Genomic DNA, 18810 nt, shown 5'->3' with positions numbered 1-18810 from the left:
TCAATTGTGCGCTAAAAGAAAATATCGTCCGTATGGTAGCCGCTCAGTCCGGCGATGAACAGCCTGCTTCCGGCGCCGGCACCCAGGCCTGAGAAAAGTCGAACCAGCCGTGTGCGGTCAATACGATGCCGTTGACCCGGGGCGGAACGCTGACCTGATAGCGATAGTTGAACAGCGGCGCCATATATCCCTGCGCCATCAGCGCGCCGTACAGCTGACGCAGCGCAGCCAACCGCTGTGCCTCAGCGCTGGCCTGCCGCTGGAGATTGAGGCGCGCCAGCGTATCCGTATAGGCGTTGGGCGGGAGGATCGCCTGCCACAGTCGGTCGGTGCGCGGCCAGTTATCCAGGGTGGCGCCGGGCGATTCGCCGATGCGCTTGTCCCCCAGGATAATGTCTGCCTGAGCCAGCTGAGCATCATCACTCCAGCGTTTTCCGCTGACGAGCTGCAGCGTGAGGTCGCAGCCGCAGGCGGCCAGGCGGATCTGTAGCCGGCGCGCCAGCTGATGTAAGGCTGACGCCGGGTAGCTGAGAAGCGTCAGGCGGGGCGGCAGCGGGCCGGGCGGCTCGGTAAACGCCGGGATCGTCCAGCCGGGCAGCAGCTCCTCGCAGCGCAAGGTGATCCCCTCCTCCTGCGACAGGGCGCTGAAGGTCTGCTCCTCGCGCATCAGGCCGAGCAGGCCGCGCGCCTGGCGCGGAGAGATGCGCCCCTGACGCAGGTTGATGGCCATGTAGCCAAAGCCCAGGCTGGTGCTGCTTTTTAGACGTCGGGTGTCCTGGGTTCCCTCATCTTGCCCTATCTGTATTCTGACCGCCCTCTGGCAGGAGGGGGGCGCCGTATCGGCCCCGGCGGTGATCCAGTATTCGATGGCGTGCAGATAGGGCCGCCGTAGATGGTAGCTCTCATACTGCTCTAGGCGCAGCAGGGTTGGACTGGCGCTGACCAGACGGAATGGCCCCGCGCCGATATCGGGCTGTTGCGGATGGGGCAGCAGGCACAGCAGGTTGGCCAGCCGGTGCGCGAGCCAGTAGTCGGGATGATGCAGGGTAAAGCGTAGGCACAGCGGATGGGGGCGGTCGATGGCGGCGACGCTGGCCAGCAGGGCGCCGGCCAGGGGATGGGCACAGAGGGCGCGCAGCGTCTCCAGAAGCTGCCCGGCGCCAATCGGTTGGCCGTGGTGCCAGCGCAGATCGCTGTGCAGTAAAAATTGCCAGCACAGGCCGTCGTCGCTGATCTGCCAGTGGTGGGCCAGATCTGGCTGCGGCGCGGCGTTGCCGGGAACGAATCGCGTCAGGCCGGCGTGCAGGGTGTGTGCCAGGTGCTGCTCGGCGCGTCCGCTCAGCCGCAGGGGCTGGATGGGCTCCAGCGGGCGGTAGTAAGGAATGCGCAGGGTGGGCAGCTCGGCCTGCCACTGGCCGCCGAGATGAGGCTGCAGATAGGGGGTCAGCTGGGCAGGATCGCGGGCCGCCAGCCGCAGGGCGCCCTGATGGTTGCCCTCGCGCAGCAGGTGCTCCATCAGCTGGCGGCGCAGCTGCGATACCGGAAGCAGGCAGCGCAGGCTGCCGCGCCGCCCGCGCCCGGCGCTGGCCTGCCAGCGGATCCATCCGGCCTCCTGCAGCTGGCCTAGCAGGGTCCGCACGTGGCGATCGCTGCAGCAAATAATGGCGGCCAGCTCGGCGACGGTGGCCGACACCGGCGCATCGCCGGAAAACTGGTACAGGCGTTGATATTGATTAAGGCGTTGCAGCAGGCGCATTAAGAAATCCTGAACTCTTTTTTCTAATTGTTCACTATTAGTTCCGTAAATGCCACGCGATACTGTCGCTCATGCAGTAGCGGTCACAAACGGAGGCGATATGCGTTTGGCAGCGTTTGATATGGACGGCACCCTGCTGATGCCGGATCACTGCATCGGTGCGGAGACGTTGGATACCCTGCAGCGCCTGGCGCAGCAGCGAGTCGTGCTCACCTTTGCTACCGGGCGTCATTTTTTAGAGGTCAGCCGCATGACTCGCCGCCTGGGGCTGCGGGGACACCTGATCACCGGCAACGGCACCCGGGTGCATGACCACGACGGCCAGCTGCTGTTCAGCCAGGATCTGGCGCCGGAGGTGGCCTATGAACTGATGCACGCCGACTGGAGCGATACCGCCTCGCTGCATCTGTTTCGCGACGATGGCTGGCTGACGGCCAGCGACTGCCCCGAACTGCTGGCGCCCCACCGGGCCGATGGCTTTGCCTACCGCCTGACGGATCTGCGTCGTCTGCCGGCCTACGGCGTCAGCAAGGTGTGCTTTATCGATCGTCATGAACGTCTACTGTCGCTGCAGCAGCGTCTGCGCGCCCACTTCGGCCGCGCCGTCGATCTCTGCTTCTCGGGTCATGACTCGCTGGAGGTGATCCCGCCGGGCAGCAACAAGGGCAGCGCGCTGGCGGCCCTGTGCGAGCGTCTGAATATTGGTCTGGATGAATGTATGGCGTTCGGCGACGCGATGAACGATCGGGAGATGCTTGGTATGGTCGGTCAGGGGTTCATCATGGGTAACGCGCTGACGCAGCTTCGGCAGGCCTTGCCGCACCTGCGGGTGATCGGCGACTGTCGCCAGCAGGCGGTGGCGCAACAGCTTTCTCTTTGGCTAACGCAATCTCACCTCACTATTCCCCCGAATCACTGAGGCTATTCAGCCAGCCGGGCTGCGTGTTTGACTGCGCGCGCCCGGTTTTCTTTTTATCTTTGCCTGCGCTACGGATTCGACGACGCGGGAAAAAGATTGATTATTGTTGCGTGCATTGGCCTAATTGGAGGAAATCTTTCTCCCGGAGCTCCCTATGCTGGATAAAATTGACCGTAGTCTGCTGAACATGCTGCAGCGGGACTGCACCCTCTCCCTGCAGGTGCTGTCAGAGGCGGTTAACCTGACGTCGACCCCCTGCTGGAAGCGGCTAAAGCGTCTGGAGGAGGAGGGCTATATTACCCAGCGGGTCGCGTTGCTGGATAAAGAGAAGCTGGGCCTGGGGCTGACGGCGTTTGTGGCGATCAAGATCCAGCATCACAGCGCGGAGTGGTATCGCAACTTTGTGCAGCAGGTGGAGCATATGCCGGAGATCCTGGCGTTCTACCGCATGGCCGGAGAGTATGATTATCTAATGCAGGTGCAGGTGGCCGATATGAAAAGCTTCGATGATTTTTATAAGCGTCTGGTCAATGCGGTAAAGGGGCTGAGCGACGTCACGTCGAGCTTTGCCATGGAGCAGATTAAGTTTACCACGGCGCTGCCGCTGCGCGAGTAAGACGCCTTTTCCGCTAGCCCGTCCTCTGTGCTCGCCTTTTCTGTCTTCTGCCGATATAGCGCCCCCGACGCCGTCGCCGCCGGGGCGATCGCCTCCTTCCCCGGTGCCTGACCTGCACCACAGCCGACGCATCGCACCGTTTTGGTGCCGCCGCCGCCCCGCCGCCCACGCTATCCCGCGTGGGCGGCGGGATCTGTCGCCTGCTTTCTGGATTGGCATGACCTTTGCTCATAACTTTTGTGAATGAGTCCGGCGACAGAGGAGGGGCGTCATGAAGCTGGTGAGCGCGGTGATCAGGCCATTTAAGGTGGAGGCGGTGCGCGAGGCGCTGTCGGCCATCGGTATTCAGGGGCTGACCCTGACGGAGGTGAAGGGATTCGGCCGGCAGAAAGGGCACACAGAGCTTTACCGCGGTGCCGAGTACAGCGTCAATTTTTTACCCAAGGTCAAAATTGAGGTGGCGCTGGAGGATGAGCGACTGGCGGCGGCGATAGAGGCCATCTGCCAGGCGGCCTACAGTGGAAACACGGGGGACGGTAAGATTTTTGTCGCCGAGCTGACGCGCGTGGTGCGTATTCGCACCGGCGAGTGCGATGACGCGGCGCTGTAATGGCCTGCATGGGGGATGAGATGATGCGATTGTGCAGGGGGATGGTGGGCGTGGCGCTGCTGCCGGGGGTTGCGCTAGCCGGCGCGCCGCAGGTGGATCGGGCGGATAACGGCTTTATGATGCTAGCGACGGCGCTGGTGCTGCTGATGACCCTGCCGGGGATCGCGCTGTTTTACGGCGGCCTGCTGCGCGCTAAAAACGTGCTGTCGCTGATGACGCAGGTGATGGTGACCTTCGCCGCCGTGAGCGTGCTGTGGGTGATCTATGGCTATACGCTGGCGTTTGGCCGTGGGAACGCCGTCGTCGGCAATCTGCACGCGCTGTTGCTCAGGGGGATCGGACCGCACGAGGTGACTGGCTCAATATCGACGCTGGTACACGTGGCCTTTCAGGGATCGTTTGCCTGTATTACGGTGGCGCTGGTGACCGGCGCACTGGCGGAGCGGGTCCGTTTTTCGGCGGTGCTGATCTTCGCCGTGCTGTGGTTTTCGCTCTCCTATGTGCCGCTGGCCCATATGGTCTGGGGCGGTGGCTGGTTGGCCGCCGACGGGGCGCTGGACTTTGCCGGCGGGACGGTGGTGCATATTAACGCCGCCGTAGCAGGACTGCTGGGCGCTCGCCTGCTGGGACGGCGCAGCGGCTATGGGCGGGAGTCGTTTAAGCCGCACAGTTTGCCCATGGTCTTTCTGGGCACCTCAATTCTGTATATCGGCTGGTTTGGCTTTAACGCGGGCTCCGCCGGTGCCGCCAACGATATTGCTGCGCTGGCATTTATCAACACGATGATTGCCACCGCCGCCGCCATCCTTTCTTGGGTCTTGGCGGAGTGGGGGCTGCGCGGGAATCCCTCCCTGCTGGGGGCCTGCTCCGGCTGTATTGCCGGGCTGGTGGCGGTGACGCCGGCGGCGGGCAGCGTGGGCGTCGGCGGTGCGCTGCTGCTTGGCCTGATCGCGGGCGCGGCAGGGCTGTGGGGCGTGGTGGCGCTGAAGCGCTGGCTGCGGATAGATGACGCCTGCGATGTCTTCGGCGTGCACGGCGTCTGCGGCATCGTCGGCTGCCTGGCGACCGGGGTACTGAGCGCCGCCCCGCTGGGCGGTACGGGCTATGCCAGCGGTGTCACCATGGGTCACCAGCTGTGGGTTCAGACGCTGAGCGTGCTGGTTTGCGTGATCTGGTCCGCGGCGGCGGCGCTGATTGCCTATAAGGCGGCGGATCTCTGCGTAGGGCTGCGGGTCAGTGAGGATCAGGAGCGCGAGGGGCTGGATGTGACTAGCCACGGGGAGAATGCCTATAACCGCTAGACGCGCGGCGCCGTGCTGCGGCGCCGCAGGGCGCTTAGTGAGTCGGATGCTGCCGAATAACCCCCTCCTGGGCGGCGGAGGCGACCAGATGCCCCTGGCGGTCGAAGAACTGTCCGCGAACTAAGCCGCGAGCGCTGGAGGCGGAGGGGCTGTCCACCGCGTACAGCAGCCAGTCGTCGAGGCGAAAGGCGCGGTGGAACCACATGCTGTGATCGAGGGTTGCCACCTGCATGCCGGGCTCAAGAAAGCCCTTGCCGTGGGGCTGAAGCGCCGTCGGCAGGAAGTTGAAGTCTGAGGCATAGCCCAGCAGGTATTGATGTACCCGCGGATCGTCGGGAAGGACGCCGTTGGCGCGCAGCCAGACGTAGCGCTGCGGCGGGCATACCTCGCCTTTGAGCGGGTTATGGAAGGTGACCGGGCGCATTTCAATGGCCTGCTCGCGGGTAAACGTATCGCGGACAGCCTCGGGGATCAGGTGCCGCAGCGAGCGGGCGATATCGGTCTCGCTGGGCAGCCCCTCGGGACCGGCGACCTGAGGCATGCTGCTCTGGTGTTCAAAGCCCGCCTCCTGGGACTGGAAAGAGGCCGTCATATAAAAGATGGGCTTACCATGCTGGATGGCGTTGATCCGACGGGCGCTAAAGCTGTTGCCGTCGCGCAGGACCTCGACATCATAGACGATCGGCATACGGCTATCGCCGGGACGCAGAAAATAGCTGTGGAATGAGTGTAGCTGGCGCTGGGCATCAACGGTCTGTTTGGCGGCATACAGCGCCTGACCGACAACCTGACCGCCGAAGACCTGGCGCAGTCCCAAATCCTCGCTCTGCCCTCGGTAGATACCCTGCTCAATTTTCTCTAGATTCAATAGATTTAACAGTTTCTGTAACGCCTGACTCATTGGTAATACCTTATTTTGTAACGGTGGGAGACCTCGGTAGCGCGCTGGCGCTGGGGCCCGGGGCGCCGATACGATGCTCCGCACGCAAGGGGAACGCCGGCGACGGGGCTATGGCTGCCAGCGCAGGCGCGCCAGGTCGAGCCGCCCAGCGGCATCGACGCCGATCCCTTCGGCCTGCAGCGCGCTGCGCTGGCGGGTAAAGCCCTCGCCGACCAGAGAGAGGGTACCAAGGCGATTGACCACCCGGTGCCAGGGTAGGGCGCTACCCGCCGGCAGGGCGCGCAGGATGGCACCCACCCGACGCGCGGCGCGCGGGTGACCGGCCATCGCGGCTATCTGGCCATAGGTTGCGACTCGGCCTGCGGGAATGGCGGCGATACACAGCAGTACGCGCTGGCGGAAGTCATCCTGTACGGGGAGCGGGGTCGTCGTGGTCATGGCGCGATTATCGCTGTCCTATGGCGTTAGCTCAAGAGGCCTGTTTAAGAAAACAACGGTTGACGGGGGGCGCCTTGCAATTGGGCGTGGCATCGCTGATAATGCCTGGGCGCTGAGGTTATAGCGCTCGTTATGGGGGCCCTGTTGGTTCTCCCGCAACGCTAACCCGTGAATTCGGTCAGGTCCGGAAGGAAGCAGCCGCAGCGGGTGACGCGTGTGCCGGGATGTAGCTGGCAGGGCTCCCACCCAATTAAGCCGTGCAACTCCTCGCCGCTTCTTGCTTCTTGCTTCTTGCTTCTTGCTTCTTGCTTCTTGCTTGCCGTTGGCTGCCCGTGACTACACGGAGTTTATCGCTGAGATTTGCGACGGGCGATTGCTGGGCGGTGGGTTACGGGCGAAAACATACCTACCCGTGTAACGGTGGGGTATCAATAAAGAATAAATATATTAATAGTAATATAACTAATGTTGCCAGGGCGCCGTTGAAACGCCCGGAGCACTTAGCGGACGTATTGCCAGACTTCTGCCGGAATTTTGTCGTATAGCTTATTCATAGTTAATTCGGCTAGTCGATGATCTGCAGCAGAATAAAAAATTTCTAGTTCATCATCTGAAAGTTCGTATTTATTCTTTTCGATCACGCGTTCCAGAGTATCCAGCGTCGTGCATTTACGCAGCTTCATCAGATAATCGATCTTGGTCATCACAACATCCTATTATTGGACTAAACATGTAAGGCCGCATTGCGCTTTTCATGCGCCAGGCAGTATGCCACACGGCGTTTGGTACGCAGCCAGTGTCTGAGCGCCGTTTCACTGACGCTATAGGCACCAAACAGGGCGTAGGTTTCATCCAGATAATCATCCAGTATTTCGGCTAAATCCGAATGACGCGGATATTTGATCTTAAATGATTGTGCGACGCTGGCAATATGCTCAATCAGCTCGTTAAGCTGTAGGTTTACCTTTGCCGTCGGGTCGCTGACCCAGCCGTGATGGCTCTCTCCCAGGACATCTATTCCCTGATGATACAGAGAATCACACAGGTATTTTAACTCTGCGATGTCATGCTGATAAGAAGTATACTCATCCATAGTCAACCCCCTGCCGGAGCCGAGCCTGCTTTCCTGTAGCAAGGAATATAACAAATCGATGCAATAATCAAGCGGTTACGTAATGGCTATGACGAGTAACCCCAGTATCATAGCAAAGGCGCAGGGCAATGGGAAAAGTTTTGTGTTAGTAAGTATTTAAACTATACCCATCCTGATTAAGTATAACCCTCATTTAATGAATACGAAGAATGAAGAATAAATATTTTTAATGAGTTATCCCAGCGGGGCATATCATCCCACGGAATTAAGCATATTAATGTTTGTCCGGCGAGAGCTCCGGATACGGCGTGGGCAGGCGATGGATAAAAAAAGACCGCCCGCGGGCGGTCTTTTCATTTCTTATAACTATTTATTGTGCGGTTCAACCGGATGGTTGTGCTCAATATCCTCGCCGCGGCGGCCAAAGCGGCGGCGCACTACCACAAAGAACACCGGCACGAAGAAGATGGCCAGGATGGTGGCGGAGACCATCCCGCCCATGACCCCGGTACCGACGGCGTTCTGGGCTCCAGAGCCGGCACCGTTGCTGATGACCAGCGGCATAACCCCGAGGATAAAGGCCAGCGAGGTCATCAGGATCGGGCGCAGACGCATACGCACCGCCTCCAGCGTCGCTTCGACCAGTCCCTTACCCTCTTTGTGCATCAGGTCGACGGCGAATTCGACGATCAGGATGGCGTTCTTCGCCGATAGCCCGATCGTCGTCAACAGGCCGACCTGGAAGTACACATCGTTGGTCAGACCGCGCAGAGAGGTCGCCAGCAGGGCGCCGACGACGCCGAGCGGTACCACCAGCATGACGGAGAACGGGATAGACCAGCTCTCATACAGGGCGGCCAGGCACAGGAAGACCACGATCAGCGAGATGGCATACAGGGCCGGAGCCTGGTTGCCGGACAGACGCTCCTGATAGGACATTCCGGTCCAGTCATAACCGACGCCCGCCGGCAGCTTGGCGACCAGGGTCTCCATCAGCGCCATGGCCTCACCGGTACTCTTACCGGGGGCGGCCTCGCCCAGAATCTCCATGGAGGGCAGACCATTGTAGCGCTCCAGACGCGGTGAGCCGTACTCCCAGCGTGAGCTGGAGAAGGCGGACAGCGGCACCATCTGACCATTGCTGCTGCGCACGTACCAGTTATCGATATCGCTTGGCAGCATACGGAACGGGGCATCGGCCTGTACATAAACGCGTTTCACGCGTCCGCGGTCGATAAAGTCGTTGACGTAGGCCCCGCCCAGCGCGGCAGAGATCGTCTGGTTAATGTCGGCGAGAGAAACCCCCAGCGACTGCGCTTTTTCTTGGTCGATATCCAACTTGAACTGCGGCGTATCTTCCAGGCCGTTAGGGCGCACGCCGACCAGCAGGTCAGGGTGCTGCGCTGCCATGCCCAGCAGCTGGTTACGCGCTTCGGTCAGCTTTTCGTGGCCCAGGTTGGCCTGATCGATAAGCTCAAAGTCGAAGCCGGATGCCGTACCCAGCTCGACGATAGCCGGCAGGTTAAACGGATACACCATGGCGTCGTTGATCTTACTGAAGGCGCCCGCCGCCCGTTGAATGATCGCGGTAACCTTGTTCTGATCGCCCTTACGCTCGTCCCACGGTTTCAGACTGACGAAAGCCAGACCGTTGTTCTGTCCCTGACCGCTGAAGCCGAAGCCGCTGACGGTAAAGACTGATTCAACGTTATCTTTCTCTTTGGTCAGGTAGTACTGGGATACCTGCTTGAGCACGTTGTTGGTGCGCTCCTGAGTCGCGCCCGGCGGCAGCTGGGCCATGGTCAGCAGCACCCCCTGGTCCTCTTCCGGCAGGAAGGAGGTGGGCAGGCGGATAAACAGCACTCCCATGCCGACCACGATCAGCAGGTAGATCACCAGGTAGCGCCCGGTACCGCGCAGGATGCGGCCAACGCTGTCGGTATAGTGATGGGTGCTCTTTTCAAACAGACGGTTAAACCAGCCAAAGAAGCCGGTCTGTACGCCGTGATCGCCTTTGGCGATCGGTTTGAGCATGGTCGCACACAGCGCCGGCGTCAGGATCATCGCCACCAGCACCGACAGCACCATGGAGGAGACGATGGTGATGGAGAACTGGCGATAGATGGCCCCGGTCGAGCCGCCGAAGAAGGCCATCGGTACGAATACCGCGGAGAGCACCATGGCGATACCGACCAGCGCCCCCTGGATCTGCTCCATGGATTTCTTGGTCGCCTCTTTCGGTGGCAGCCCCTCTTCGGACATGACGCGCTCGACGTTCTCCACCACGACGATGGCGTCATCCACCAAGAGGCCTATCGCCAACACCATCCCGAACATGGTCAGGGTGTTGATGGAGAAGCCCACGATCTCCAGAATGGCGAAGGTTCCCAGCAGCACCACCGGTACGGCGATGGTGGGGATTAGGGTAGCGCGGATGTTCTGCAGGAACAGATACATCACCACGAATACCAGCACGATCGCTTCCAGCAGGGTCTTCACCACTTCGTCGATAGAGAGCTGAACGAATGGCGTGGTGTCATACGGGTAGACCGTTTTCAGGCTCGCTGGGAAGTAGGGGGCCAGCTTGGCCAGCTCCGTCTTGACGGCCTTGGCGGTATCCAGCGCGTTGGCGCCGGTCGCGAGCTTCACGGCGATACCGGCGGCCGGTTTACCGTTATAGCGGGCGATGGTGCCATAGTTTTCAGCCCCCAGCTCCACGCGCGCAACGTCGCGCAGCAGAACGCGGGAACCATCCTGTTGGACCTTAAGCAGGATCTTGCCGAACTCGGTCGGATCCTTCAGGCGGGTCTGCACAATGATAGAGGCGTTCAGCTGCTGGCCCGGTACCGGCGGGGTGCCCCCCAGCTGGCCACCGGCGATCTGGTTGTTCTGCACCTTAATCTGGGAGACAACGTCGACCGGCGTCAGGTGGTACTTATTCAGCTTGTTGGGGTCCAGCCAGATACGCATGGCGTACTGGGAGCCAAACAGCTGTACGCTGCCGACGCCCTGGGTACGGCTCAGGGGATCCTTAATGTTGGACGCCACATAGTCGGCGATATCATCCTGGCTCAGGCTGCCGTCTTCGGAGATAAAGCCCGCGACCAGCAGAATACTGCTGGAGGCCTTATCCACGCTGACGCCCTGCTGCTGAACTTCCTGCGGCAGGGAGGGCATGGCCAGCTGCAGCTTGTTCTGCACCTGGACCTGGGCGATATCCGGATCGGTACCGGCCTCGAAGGTCAGGGTGATGCTGGCGTTACCGGCCGAGTCACTGGTTGACGACATGTACATCAGGTTATCGATACCGTTCATGTTCTGTTCGATAACCTGCGTCACGGAGTTTTGCACCGTGGCCGCATCCGCCCCCGGATAGCTGGCGGAGATGGTGACTGCCGGCGGCGCAACGGTAGGGTACTGTGCGACCGGCAGGCTCATGATCGCCAATGCACCGGCCAACATCATGATGATGGCGAGAACCCAGGCAAAGATCGGACGATCGATAAAAAACTTAGCCATGTATTACTGGCTCCTTTTCCCAATATTATGCATTGCGATGCGTTTACTGCTGTGCGCCACTGGCCGCACCGTCGCTGACCGCTGCATTCAGTTTAGCTTCCTCTACTTTCACCTGCACACCCGGGCGAATACGCTGCAGACCGGATACGATCACCCGATCGCCGCTCTTCAGGCCGCCAGTGACCAGCCACTGATCGCCGATCGCCTGTGCGGCATCGATCGTACGCATTTCGACCTTGTTGTCGGCGCCGACCAGCATTACCGTCGCCTGGCCGCGGGGGTTACGCGTTACGCCCTGCTGCGGAACCAGCAGCGCATCGGGGCGGACGCCCTCGTCCAGGCGCGCACGCACGAACATTCCCGGCAGTAGGTCATTGTGCGGGTTGGGGAACACGGCGCGAATCGTGATCGAGCCGGTGCTCTCATCCACGGTCAGATCGGAGAACTCCAGCGTCCCTTTCAGCGGGTAGGGCTGGCCGTTTTCCATCACCAGCTCAACGCTGGCCTTACCGTTTTCCTGCTTGATCTGCCCGTTGGCCAGCTCCTGCTTCAGACGTAGAAAATCATTGCTGGACTGGGTCACGTCGACATAGATGGGGTCGAGCTGCTGTACGGTTACCAGGGCGTTGCTCTGGTTGGCGGTCACCAGGGCGCCCTCGGTGACGGAGGACTTGCCGCTCAGGCCGGTGATAGGCGAGGTGACTTTGGTATAGGCCAGATTGATGCGCGCGCTTTCAACGGCGGCTTTCGCGGCGACGACGGTCGCATCGGCCTGGCGTGCGTTGGCGACGGCGGTATCGTAGTCCTGCTGGCTGATATATTTGGTGCCCAGCAGCGGGGTGTAGCGTTTGACCGTCAGATGGGCGATGTTAGCGGCAGCCTCTGCCTTGGCCAGATCGCCGCGGGCGCTGTCATAGGCGGCCTGATAGGTCGCCGGGTCGATTTGATACAGTGATTCGCCGGCTTTTACCGTGCTGCCTTCGACAAAGTTACGCTTAAGGATAATACCGCTGACCTGCGGACGAACCTCTGCGATACGGTACGCAGAGGTTCGGCCCGGAAGCTCGGTTGAGACATTTAACGGCGCCGTTTTCAGTGTGACTACACCGACTTCGGGGGCAGGACGTTGCCCGGTTGCACCATTGTCATCATTACATCCTGTAAGAAGCAAACTGCCGGAAAACAGCAGTATCGCCGCCAGAGGCGTTAACCCTCTGTTTTTCTTCATATTATACCTCAAGAGTCCGAGTGCAAAATGGGTATGGAGTACACTGGTAAAAAACCCATTGCTGCGCTATAAAAAAACGCATGTTATGGTACATACATTCATCAATGCATGTAAGTCTTGATACTTTAAAAAACCAACGCCATGGCACGAAAAACCAAACAACGGGCCCAGGAGACCCGGCAGCAGATCCTTGACGCTGCCATACGAGAGTTTTCCGTACGCGGCGTTGCTGCCACCTCACTAAACGATATCGCCAACGCCGCAGGGGTTACCCGTGGGGCCATTTACTGGCATTTTAAGAACAAAACTGACATTTTCCACGCCGTCTGGGCGTTTATGGAGTCCAGGATCAGTGAGCTTGAGCTAGAGTATCAGACAAAGTTTCCGGATGATCCACTGCGTATATTACGTGAGCTCCTAATTTTTATTTTGGTCGCGACGGTGGTGGATCCGCAGCGGCGGGCGATGATGGAAATTCTGTACCATAAGTGCGAGTTCGTCGGCGAGATGCGGGCGCTGGGCGAACGGCGTAAAGTGATGTATCTGGAGAGCTACACGCGTATCGAACGGGTGCTGCAGCACTGTATCTTCCTGGAGCAGCTGCCGGCGAATCTGGATACGTTGCGTAGCGCCATCGCTCTGCGCAGTTATATGACCGGTATCATGGAGAGCTGGCTGTTTACCCCGGACCGCTTCGATCTGCAGCAGCAGGCGATACCGCTGGTGGATAACGTGATCGCCATGCTGCGCCACAGTCCGTTTTTGCGTCGCGACGCGGTGTGTGCGCCCAATGATACCTCTGTATGGGAAAGCGCTTTCCCAGCCACGCGAAACAGTGTTGATAAAGACGAGTAGATAACAATGCAAAAAATTGTCGTGATTGCCAATGGGGCCGGTTATGGCCATGAATCCCTGTTCAACGCGCTGCGCCTGGCGCTGGCGATGAAGGAGCAGGCGGCGGATATCGATCTGAAGCTGTTCCTGATGTCGGACGCCGTGACGGCGGCGCTGCCGGGGCAGAAGCCCCACGAAGGCTACAGCCTGCAGCAGATGCTGGAGATCCTGTGCGCGCAGCGCACGCCCATTCTGCTGTGTAAGACCTGCGCCGATGCCCGCGGCATTGCGTCGCTTCCGCTGATTGAGGGGGTAGCCATCGGTACGCTGACCGAACTGGCCGCCTGGACGCTGGCCGCCGATAAGGTATTGACATTCTAAGGCGTACGTCGTCGTTCATCTGGCGACGGCACACGCGTTACCGCCCGGCGTGGGGCTACGGCGCCGGGCAATTTTCTCCGATTATGCCTATTCTTGCTATTACAGCTTCATGTTACTCTAGGCCGCTTTTCGCGATGGGATGATGGCAAGCGCCACGCGGAATAGCGCCCAGGAAACCTATATCTTTCTTTATTGATAAAGTCTGCTTAATTTAACTATGACTCACGGCGTGTTATTACGGCCAGGCAAGGGCGTTGCCCTTTGGCGCGTTATTATTGTCACCCTGCTGCTTTCCCTGCTCTTTTGCAGCGCCTTTGCGCGGGCGCAGAGCGGCGATATCGATTCGCGCACCGAGGTGCAAAATCAGATCGATGCCCTGAACCGGCAGAAGAGCCTGTCGGCCAGCGATAAGCTGGTGCTGCAGGATCTCAACCAAACCCTTGAATATCTGGACGGCATTGAGCGCTACCGCAAAGAGAGCCAGCAGTTGAAGCAGCAGGTGCAGCAGGCACCGGGGAAACTGAATCAGGCGCTGGCCGGGCTGGAGGCGCTGCAGCGCAGCAGCGATGCGGCAGACGAGGCCAACTTTTCTGCTATGAGCACCCGCCAGCTGCAGAGCCAGTGGGATGATACCCTGGCCGAGCTGAAGCAGGCGCAGGACGATCTGGCCTCCTACAGCAGCCAGCTGATCGCCCTGCAGACCCAGCCGGAGCGTGCCCAGGCCTCTATGATGGCCAGCTCTCAGCAAATTCAACAGATCCGGAATACCCTGGCCGAAGGCACCCAGCTGCGCGCTAGCCAGCGTAACATGCTGAATACGGAGCTGGCGATGCTCAACCAGTCCCTGGATTATCAGCAGCAGAGCCTCGGGGACAACACTACCCTGCAGGATGTACTGCAAAAGCAGCGCGACTATGCCAGCGCCCGGATCACCAAGCTGGAGCGCAGCGTACAGCTGATTCGTCAGGCCGGCTATAGCAAGCAGCTGATTCAGTCTGAAAAAACGGCCAGAGAGGCGATCAATCCCGACGATGCAGCCCAGGACTTTAACCACAATCCCCTGATCGCCAAAGAGCTGGAGATAAACCGTGCGCTGAGCCAGCGGCTGATCGACGCCACGGAAAAGACCAATACGTTGGTGCAGGAGAATATCCGGGTTAAAAACTGGCTTGACCGTTCATTGCAGGCCGAGCGCAATCTGAAGGAGCAGATCTCGGTGCTGAAGGGCAGCCTGCTGCTGTCGCGTATTCTCTACCAGCAGCAGCAGAAGCTGCCGACGGAAAAGCTGAGCAACGATGTGGCGGCGCAGGTGGCCGATCTGCGCGTGGCCCAGTTTGATATCAACGCCCAGCGCGATGCCCTGAGCCAAAGCAGCGACTATGTGGCGGCGCTGCAGGCCGACAGTAAAGAAAAGCTGAGCGATGAGGCGATCGCGGCGCTGGAGGATTTGGTCGATACGCGCCGCGACCTGCTGGATAAGCTGAACAAACAGCTGGGCAGTGAGCTGACGCTGGCCATCAGCCTGCAGATCAATCAGCAGCAGCTGCGCAATGTGAACGATTATCTGCAGCATACCCTGACCCAGCAAATCTTCTGGGTCAGCAGCAATAAGCCGATGAACCTGGCCTGGTTTATCGGACTGCCCGCGGCGCTGCACACCCAAGCGGCGAACCTGCACATTGACTTCAAGCCGGCACAGCTGCTGGAGGGCTTTATCAGCTCGCTGTATCTGTTCATTCCCCTGCTGATCGGCACTGGGCTGCTGCTGTGGCGCCGTCGCGCCATCAACGCCCGCCTGGATAAGCTGGGCGATGAGGTGGGGCAGCTGAAGCGGGACGGACAGCTGCATACGCCGGAGGCCATCCTGCTGAATATTCTGCGCGGGCTGCCGGGGACGCTGCTGCTGCTGGCCGTCGGGGTGATGTTCTACCATACCGAAACCCAGATAGGTGGCCTGCTGTGGGTGATGTCTCTGCGCTTCGCGCTGTTTTGGCTGATCATCAGCACCACCTATCGCCTCATTTCGCCGGGGGGATCTCCGAGCGCCACTTTAACGTGTCGCCGCTGGTCTGCGCCCATTACCGCCGCATGGTTCGGCGCCTGGGCTTCACCCTGATCCCGCTGATGGTATGGTGCGTGATCGGGGAGAAATCACCGCTGCAGCTGAACGAGGATGTGATAGGGCAGGTGGTGATACTGATCACCCTGGCGCTGCTGACGGTGTTTGTCTTTCCGCTGTGCCGCGATGCCTGGCGGGAGAAAAACTCCCACAGCGTGCGGCTGGTGCTGGTGACCCTGCTAGCGATCGCGCCGCTGATCCTGATGATCCTGACGGCCTGCGGCTACTTCTATACCGCCCTGCGTCTGGGGACCCGCTGGATCGAGAGCCTGTACCTGATGCTGCTGTGGGCCGTGGTCTACTCCACGGTGCTGCGCGGCCTGAGCGTGGCGGCCCGCCGTCTGGCCTATCGCCGCGCGCTGGCGCGCCGTCAGCAGAACGCCGCCGGCGCCTCGCGCGAGGGGGCGGAGGGGCTGGAGGCGATCGAAGAGCCGCCCCTGGCCATCGATCAGATCAATACCCAGTCCCTGCGTCTGACCACGATGGTGCTGTTTTTGATCTTTGGCTGCGTGCTGTACTGGATTTGGGCCGATCTGTTTACGGTGATCTCCTATCTCGACAGCATTACCCTGTGGCACTACAACAGCGGCAGCGGTGCCAGCCAGATAACCCAGGCGGTGACGCTGGGCAACCTGCTGTTTGCCATGATGACGGTGGTGGTGGCCTATATCATGATGCGCAACCTGCCCGGCCTGCTGGAGGTGCTGGTGCTGTCGCGTCTGCAGCTGCGTCAGGGGGCGTCCTATGCGATCACCACCATCCTGACCTATGCGATTATCAGCGTCGGGGTGATTATCTTCTTCGGCTCGCTGGGCATCTCCTGGGATAAGCTGCAGTGGATGGCCGCCGCGCTGTCGGTGGGCCTTGGCTTTGGTCTGAACGAGATCTTCGGGAACTTCATCGCCGGCCTGATCATTCTGTTTGAGCGACCGGTGCGTATCGGTGACACCATCACCATCGGCTCCTACTCCGGCTCGGTGAATAAGATCCGTATTCGCGCGACGACCATTACCGACTTCGATCGTAAAGAGGTGATCATTCCCAACAAGGCCTTTGTGACCGAGCGGCTGATTAACTGGTCGCTGACGGATACGGTGACCCGGGTGCTGATCAAGGTCGGCGTAGCCTATGGTTCGGATCTGGATAAGGTCCGGGAGATCCTGCTGCAGGCGGCGGGTGAGAACCCGCGGGTGATGGTGGAGCCGGAGCCACAGGTCTTCTTCCTGGCCTTTGGCGCCAGCACGCTGGATCATGAGATGCGGCTGTACGTGCGCGAGCTGCGCGACCGCAGCTATGTGGTAGATGAGCTGAACCGCCGCATCGATCAGCTGTGCCGAGAGAACGATATCAACATCGCCTTTAACCAGCTGGAGGTGTACCTGCATAACCCGCAGGGTAATGAGGTGCAGGAGGTGAAGCGTACGCTGACGGATCCGCCGCCTGACTCACTGCGCATCTGATGGACGGCCGGGCGGCGGGCGTCCTGCGCCGCCGCTATCCGCTATCCGCTGTGGGCTGGGCTGCGCCAGCTTCTGCCGGTAGTCGCTCAGGACGATCTCCAGCGCCGCCAGGGCGGTATGCGCGGGGATCGCGTTACTCTCCAGCAGGTATATCAAATCGACGGCCAGCTTGACCTCGTCGCTCGCTTGCTCCAGTGACATGGGGCTCCCTATGATCGGATCTTACGGTAAATAAACAGCACCAGCATTGCACCGATCACCGACACAATTAGGCTTTTTAGATTGAAGCCCGCGGTGATATTCATATGGAACAGCAGGTTGCCGAGATAGCCGCCGAGCATGGCGCCGACGATGCCCAGCGCCACGGTCATGATAACTCCCCCGCCATCCCGGCCCGGCATCAGCCACTTCGCCAGTATCCCAACGATCAGCCCCAGTACAATCCACGCGATGATGCCCATGGCAAACGCTCCAGCATAGGTGATGGGCCGAACCCCTGTCGGCCACCTTCCTCCAGTATAGATAAGGCGCCGGCGCTCAGCGAAATCCGTTTTCACGGCGTTCGATCTGTTTTTCGATCCGCCGCAGCGCCTGGCGGCAGCGCTGCAGCCGTCCCTCCATGGCGGCCAGCTCGCGCTGGATCTGCTGCTGCTGGGCCAGGGTCTGGCAGGCGGCTAAGCGCAGCTCACGCTCACGCACCATGGTTTGCAGACGCCGCTCATAGTCCTGGTGGCGCGCCAGCTCCTGGTACAGATCGCCCGCGCTCTCCGCCCGCTGCGGCTCTTGTCGCCGCAGCGTCTGGGTGGCTTGCTCGCGCTGTAGGGCGGCCATCTGCGCCAGCAGGCGCTCGGCGAGAAAGGCGACCTGCTGGCGCTGCCCGGCGCCGACGGCGCGCTGCAGGGCGGTGAAGTTATCCCGGGTCTCCTGCAGATAGTCTTTCAGCCGGGTGCCGTGGGTCAGGAATAGCGCCCGATCGAAGCGTGAGCGGGCGGCGGGCTGTTCGGCCAGCGGCGCCAGCGCCTGCGCCAGTCGCTGTAGGCGCTGCTCGAGCTGGTTGAGCATCTGTTGACTCGACATAACCTACCTTTAAATGATAGTAACCATAGCGCATGGTACTGGAGCGGCAGGGAGCGGAGCAAGCCAGAGAATGAAACGCATAATATTAATGGCGCTGGGGTGGATAGCTTTTGCCATGGGATGTCTGGGCGTCGTGCTGCCGCTGTTGCCGACGACCCCCTTTCTGCTGCTGGCGGCGGCCTGTTTTGCCCGTTCGTCGCCGCGTTTCCATCACTGGCTGCTATACCGCGCCTGGTGCGGCGCTTACTTACGTCACTGGCAACAGCACCGCGGCCTGCCGCCGGGCGCGCGCGGACGCGCGGCGCTCCTGCTGCTGGCGAGCTTTTCCTTCTCCCTGTGGCTGGTAGAGAGCGGCTGGCTGCGCCTGCTGCTGCTGACGCTGTTGGCCGCGCTGCTGCTGCTGCTGTGGCGCCTGCCGGTTATTGACGTACCGCAAGAAAAAATCCCTTAATCCGGCGATGTCGGTTGCAATTTTCCGGCAGTTTGCATAGATTTGAGCGTTTTCGTGCGCGGGTTACCTCCCTGTTCCGAGGGCGACGGCGATTTATGCCGGGCCAT

At 60.5% G+C, this 18810-nt stretch carries 17 protein-coding genes, 1 other RNA gene and 1 pseudogene; 9 read left to right on the top strand and 10 right to left on the bottom strand.

Annotated features, from left to right (window positions below; all coding sequences use genetic code 11):
• Positions 1-43 precede the first annotated feature (43 nt).
• Positions 44-1756: an SgrR family transcriptional regulator gene (locus QY76_RS15175; RefSeq protein ID WP_034163657.1), complete on the bottom strand. Its 1713-nt coding sequence runs from the start codon at positions 1754-1756 to the stop codon at positions 44-46.
• 100 nt (positions 1757-1856) lie between these two features.
• Between QY76_RS15175 and cof the strand changes: the two genes are divergently transcribed.
• From cof to amtB, 4 genes are all read left to right on the top strand, one after another.
• The gene (gene cof, locus QY76_RS15170; RefSeq protein ID WP_034163656.1) at positions 1857-2675 is read left to right on the top strand and encodes an HMP-PP phosphatase; all 819 of its coding nucleotides are present in this window, start codon (positions 1857-1859) and stop codon (positions 2673-2675) included.
• Positions 2676-2829: 154 nt separating this feature from the next.
• A complete protein-coding gene (locus QY76_RS15165; protein ID WP_045426183.1) occupies positions 2830-3291 on the top strand; it encodes an Lrp/AsnC family transcriptional regulator in 462 nt (153 codons plus the stop codon).
• A 271-nt stretch (positions 3292-3562) separates the two neighbouring features.
• Positions 3563-3901, top strand: a complete 339-nt coding sequence (gene glnK, locus QY76_RS15160) for a P-II family nitrogen regulator (protein WP_045426180.1) — start codon at positions 3563-3565, stop codon at positions 3899-3901.
• Positions 3902-3924: 23 nt separating this feature from the next.
• On the top strand, positions 3925-5202 hold the full coding sequence (amtB, locus tag QY76_RS15155; RefSeq protein WP_095666582.1) for an ammonium transporter AmtB: 1278 nt from the start codon (positions 3925-3927) through the stop codon (positions 5200-5202).
• A gap of 34 nt (positions 5203-5236) precedes the next feature.
• On the opposite strand, the gene tesB is transcribed toward amtB, so the two are convergent.
• Both tesB and QY76_RS15145 read right to left on the bottom strand, forming a co-directional pair.
• Complete coding sequence (tesB, locus tag QY76_RS15150) at positions 5237-6103, bottom strand: acyl-CoA thioesterase II (protein ID WP_045426178.1); 867 nt, start codon at positions 6101-6103, stop codon at positions 5237-5239.
• A gap of 108 nt (positions 6104-6211) precedes the next feature.
• The gene (locus tag QY76_RS15145; RefSeq protein ID WP_034163651.1) at positions 6212-6541 is read right to left on the bottom strand and encodes an MGMT family protein; all 330 of its coding nucleotides are present in this window, start codon (positions 6539-6541) and stop codon (positions 6212-6214) included.
• 142 nt (positions 6542-6683) lie between these two features.
• Between QY76_RS15145 and ffs the strand changes: the two genes are divergently transcribed.
• Positions 6684-6780, top strand: an RNA gene (gene ffs / locus QY76_RS18250) — signal recognition particle sRNA small type.
• A 261-nt stretch (positions 6781-7041) separates the two neighbouring features.
• On the opposite strand, the gene QY76_RS15140 is transcribed toward ffs, so the two are convergent.
• From QY76_RS15140 to QY76_RS15125, 4 genes are all read right to left on the bottom strand, one after another.
• Positions 7042-7245 carry an HHA domain-containing protein gene (locus QY76_RS15140; RefSeq protein WP_012847872.1) on the bottom strand — a complete coding sequence of 68 codons (204 nt, stop codon included), beginning with the start codon at positions 7243-7245 and terminating at the stop codon, positions 7042-7044.
• A 20-nt stretch (positions 7246-7265) separates the two neighbouring features.
• Complete coding sequence (gene tomB, locus QY76_RS15135; RefSeq protein WP_034163649.1) at positions 7266-7634, bottom strand: Hha toxicity modulator TomB; 369 nt, start codon at positions 7632-7634, stop codon at positions 7266-7268.
• Between the two features lie 366 nt (positions 7635-8000).
• Positions 8001-11153 (bottom strand): efflux RND transporter permease subunit, encoded by a 3153-nt coding sequence (locus QY76_RS15130; protein ID WP_034163648.1) that lies wholly within the window; start codon positions 11151-11153, stop codon positions 8001-8003.
• 43 nt (positions 11154-11196) lie between these two features.
• Positions 11197-12381, bottom strand: coding sequence for an efflux RND transporter periplasmic adaptor subunit (locus QY76_RS15125; RefSeq protein WP_034163646.1), 1185 nt, complete (start codon positions 12379-12381; stop codon positions 11197-11199).
• Between the two features lie 141 nt (positions 12382-12522).
• Here QY76_RS15125 and acrR point away from each other — a divergent pair, with 141 nt between their 5' ends.
• From acrR to mscK, 3 genes and pseudogenes are all read left to right on the top strand, one after another.
• Complete coding sequence (acrR, locus tag QY76_RS15120; protein ID WP_049648896.1) at positions 12523-13236, top strand: multidrug efflux transporter transcriptional repressor AcrR; 714 nt, start codon at positions 12523-12525, stop codon at positions 13234-13236.
• 6 nt (positions 13237-13242) lie between these two features.
• Entirely contained in the window at positions 13243-13596 is a 354-nt protein-coding gene (locus tag QY76_RS15115; RefSeq protein WP_015870491.1) for a DsrE/DsrF/TusD sulfur relay family protein, read from the top strand.
• Between the two features lie 217 nt (positions 13597-13813).
• Positions 13814-17175, top strand: a pseudogene (mscK, locus tag QY76_RS15110) (mechanosensitive channel MscK).
• On the opposite strand, the gene rsmS reads toward mscK, so the two are convergent.
• From rsmS to priC, 3 genes are all read right to left on the bottom strand, one after another.
• A complete protein-coding gene (rsmS, locus tag QY76_RS19500) occupies positions 17161-17376 on the bottom strand; it encodes a pleiotropic regulatory protein RsmS (protein WP_034163640.1) in 216 nt (71 codons plus the stop codon). The pseudogene mscK and the gene rsmS sit on opposite strands and share 15 nt — an antisense overlap.
• An 8-nt stretch (positions 17377-17384) precedes the next feature.
• Positions 17385-17636: a GlsB/YeaQ/YmgE family stress response membrane protein gene (locus tag QY76_RS15100; protein WP_034163639.1), complete on the bottom strand. Its 252-nt coding sequence runs from the start codon at positions 17634-17636 to the stop codon at positions 17385-17387.
• 76 nt (positions 17637-17712) lie between these two features.
• A complete protein-coding gene (gene priC, locus QY76_RS15095; RefSeq protein ID WP_034163638.1) occupies positions 17713-18252 on the bottom strand; it encodes a primosomal replication protein PriC in 540 nt (179 codons plus the stop codon).
• Between the two features lie 70 nt (positions 18253-18322).
• Here priC and QY76_RS15090 point away from each other — a divergent pair, with 70 nt between their 5' ends.
• Positions 18323-18703: a DUF454 family protein gene (locus tag QY76_RS15090; RefSeq protein ID WP_034163636.1), complete on the top strand. Its 381-nt coding sequence runs from the start codon at positions 18323-18325 to the stop codon at positions 18701-18703.
• Positions 18704-18810: the final 107 nt, after the last annotated feature.

This window comes from Edwardsiella sp. EA181011, from assembly GCF_000800725.1.
Taxonomy (GTDB): Bacteria; Pseudomonadota; Gammaproteobacteria; order Enterobacterales; family Enterobacteriaceae; genus Edwardsiella; species Edwardsiella anguillarum.
Note: the sequence above shows the minus strand (reverse complement) of the source record. Positions and strands in the feature narration are given on the sequence as shown.

What these genes read in the sequence shown, in the direction of transcription:
- QY76_RS15175 (WP_034163657.1), bottom strand. Translation starts at nt 1,756, where the DNA reads ATGCGCCTGCTGCAACGCCTTAATCAATATCAACGCCTGTACCAGTTT.
- cof (WP_034163656.1), top strand. Translation starts at nt 1,857, where the DNA reads ATGCGTTTGGCAGCGTTTGATATGGACGGCACCCTGCTGATGCCGGAT.
- QY76_RS15165 (WP_045426183.1), top strand. Translation starts at nt 2,830, where the DNA reads ATGCTGGATAAAATTGACCGTAGTCTGCTGAACATGCTGCAGCGGGAC.
- glnK (WP_045426180.1), top strand. Translation starts at nt 3,563, where the DNA reads ATGAAGCTGGTGAGCGCGGTGATCAGGCCATTTAAGGTGGAGGCGGTG.
- amtB (WP_095666582.1), top strand. Translation starts at nt 3,925, where the DNA reads ATGCGATTGTGCAGGGGGATGGTGGGCGTGGCGCTGCTGCCGGGGGTT.
- tesB (WP_045426178.1), bottom strand. Translation starts at nt 6,103, where the DNA reads ATGAGTCAGGCGTTACAGAAACTGTTAAATCTATTGAATCTAGAGAAA.
- QY76_RS15145 (WP_034163651.1), bottom strand. Translation starts at nt 6,541, where the DNA reads ATGACCACGACGACCCCGCTCCCCGTACAGGATGACTTCCGCCAGCGC.
- QY76_RS15140 (WP_012847872.1), bottom strand. Translation starts at nt 7,245, where the DNA reads ATGACCAAGATCGATTATCTGATGAAGCTGCGTAAATGCACGACGCTG.
- tomB (WP_034163649.1), bottom strand. Translation starts at nt 7,634, where the DNA reads ATGGATGAGTATACTTCTTATCAGCATGACATCGCAGAGTTAAAATAC.
- QY76_RS15130 (WP_034163648.1), bottom strand. Translation starts at nt 11,153, where the DNA reads ATGGCTAAGTTTTTTATCGATCGTCCGATCTTTGCCTGGGTTCTCGCC.
- QY76_RS15125 (WP_034163646.1), bottom strand. Translation starts at nt 12,381, where the DNA reads ATGAAGAAAAACAGAGGGTTAACGCCTCTGGCGGCGATACTGCTGTTT.
- acrR (WP_049648896.1), top strand. Translation starts at nt 12,523, where the DNA reads ATGGCACGAAAAACCAAACAACGGGCCCAGGAGACCCGGCAGCAGATC.
- QY76_RS15115 (WP_015870491.1), top strand. Translation starts at nt 13,243, where the DNA reads ATGCAAAAAATTGTCGTGATTGCCAATGGGGCCGGTTATGGCCATGAA.
- rsmS (WP_034163640.1), bottom strand. Translation starts at nt 17,376, where the DNA reads ATGTCACTGGAGCAAGCGAGCGACGAGGTCAAGCTGGCCGTCGATTTG.
- QY76_RS15100 (WP_034163639.1), bottom strand. Translation starts at nt 17,636, where the DNA reads ATGGGCATCATCGCGTGGATTGTACTGGGGCTGATCGTTGGGATACTG.
- priC (WP_034163638.1), bottom strand. Translation starts at nt 18,252, where the DNA reads ATGTCGAGTCAACAGATGCTCAACCAGCTCGAGCAGCGCCTACAGCGA.
- QY76_RS15090 (WP_034163636.1), top strand. Translation starts at nt 18,323, where the DNA reads ATGAAACGCATAATATTAATGGCGCTGGGGTGGATAGCTTTTGCCATG.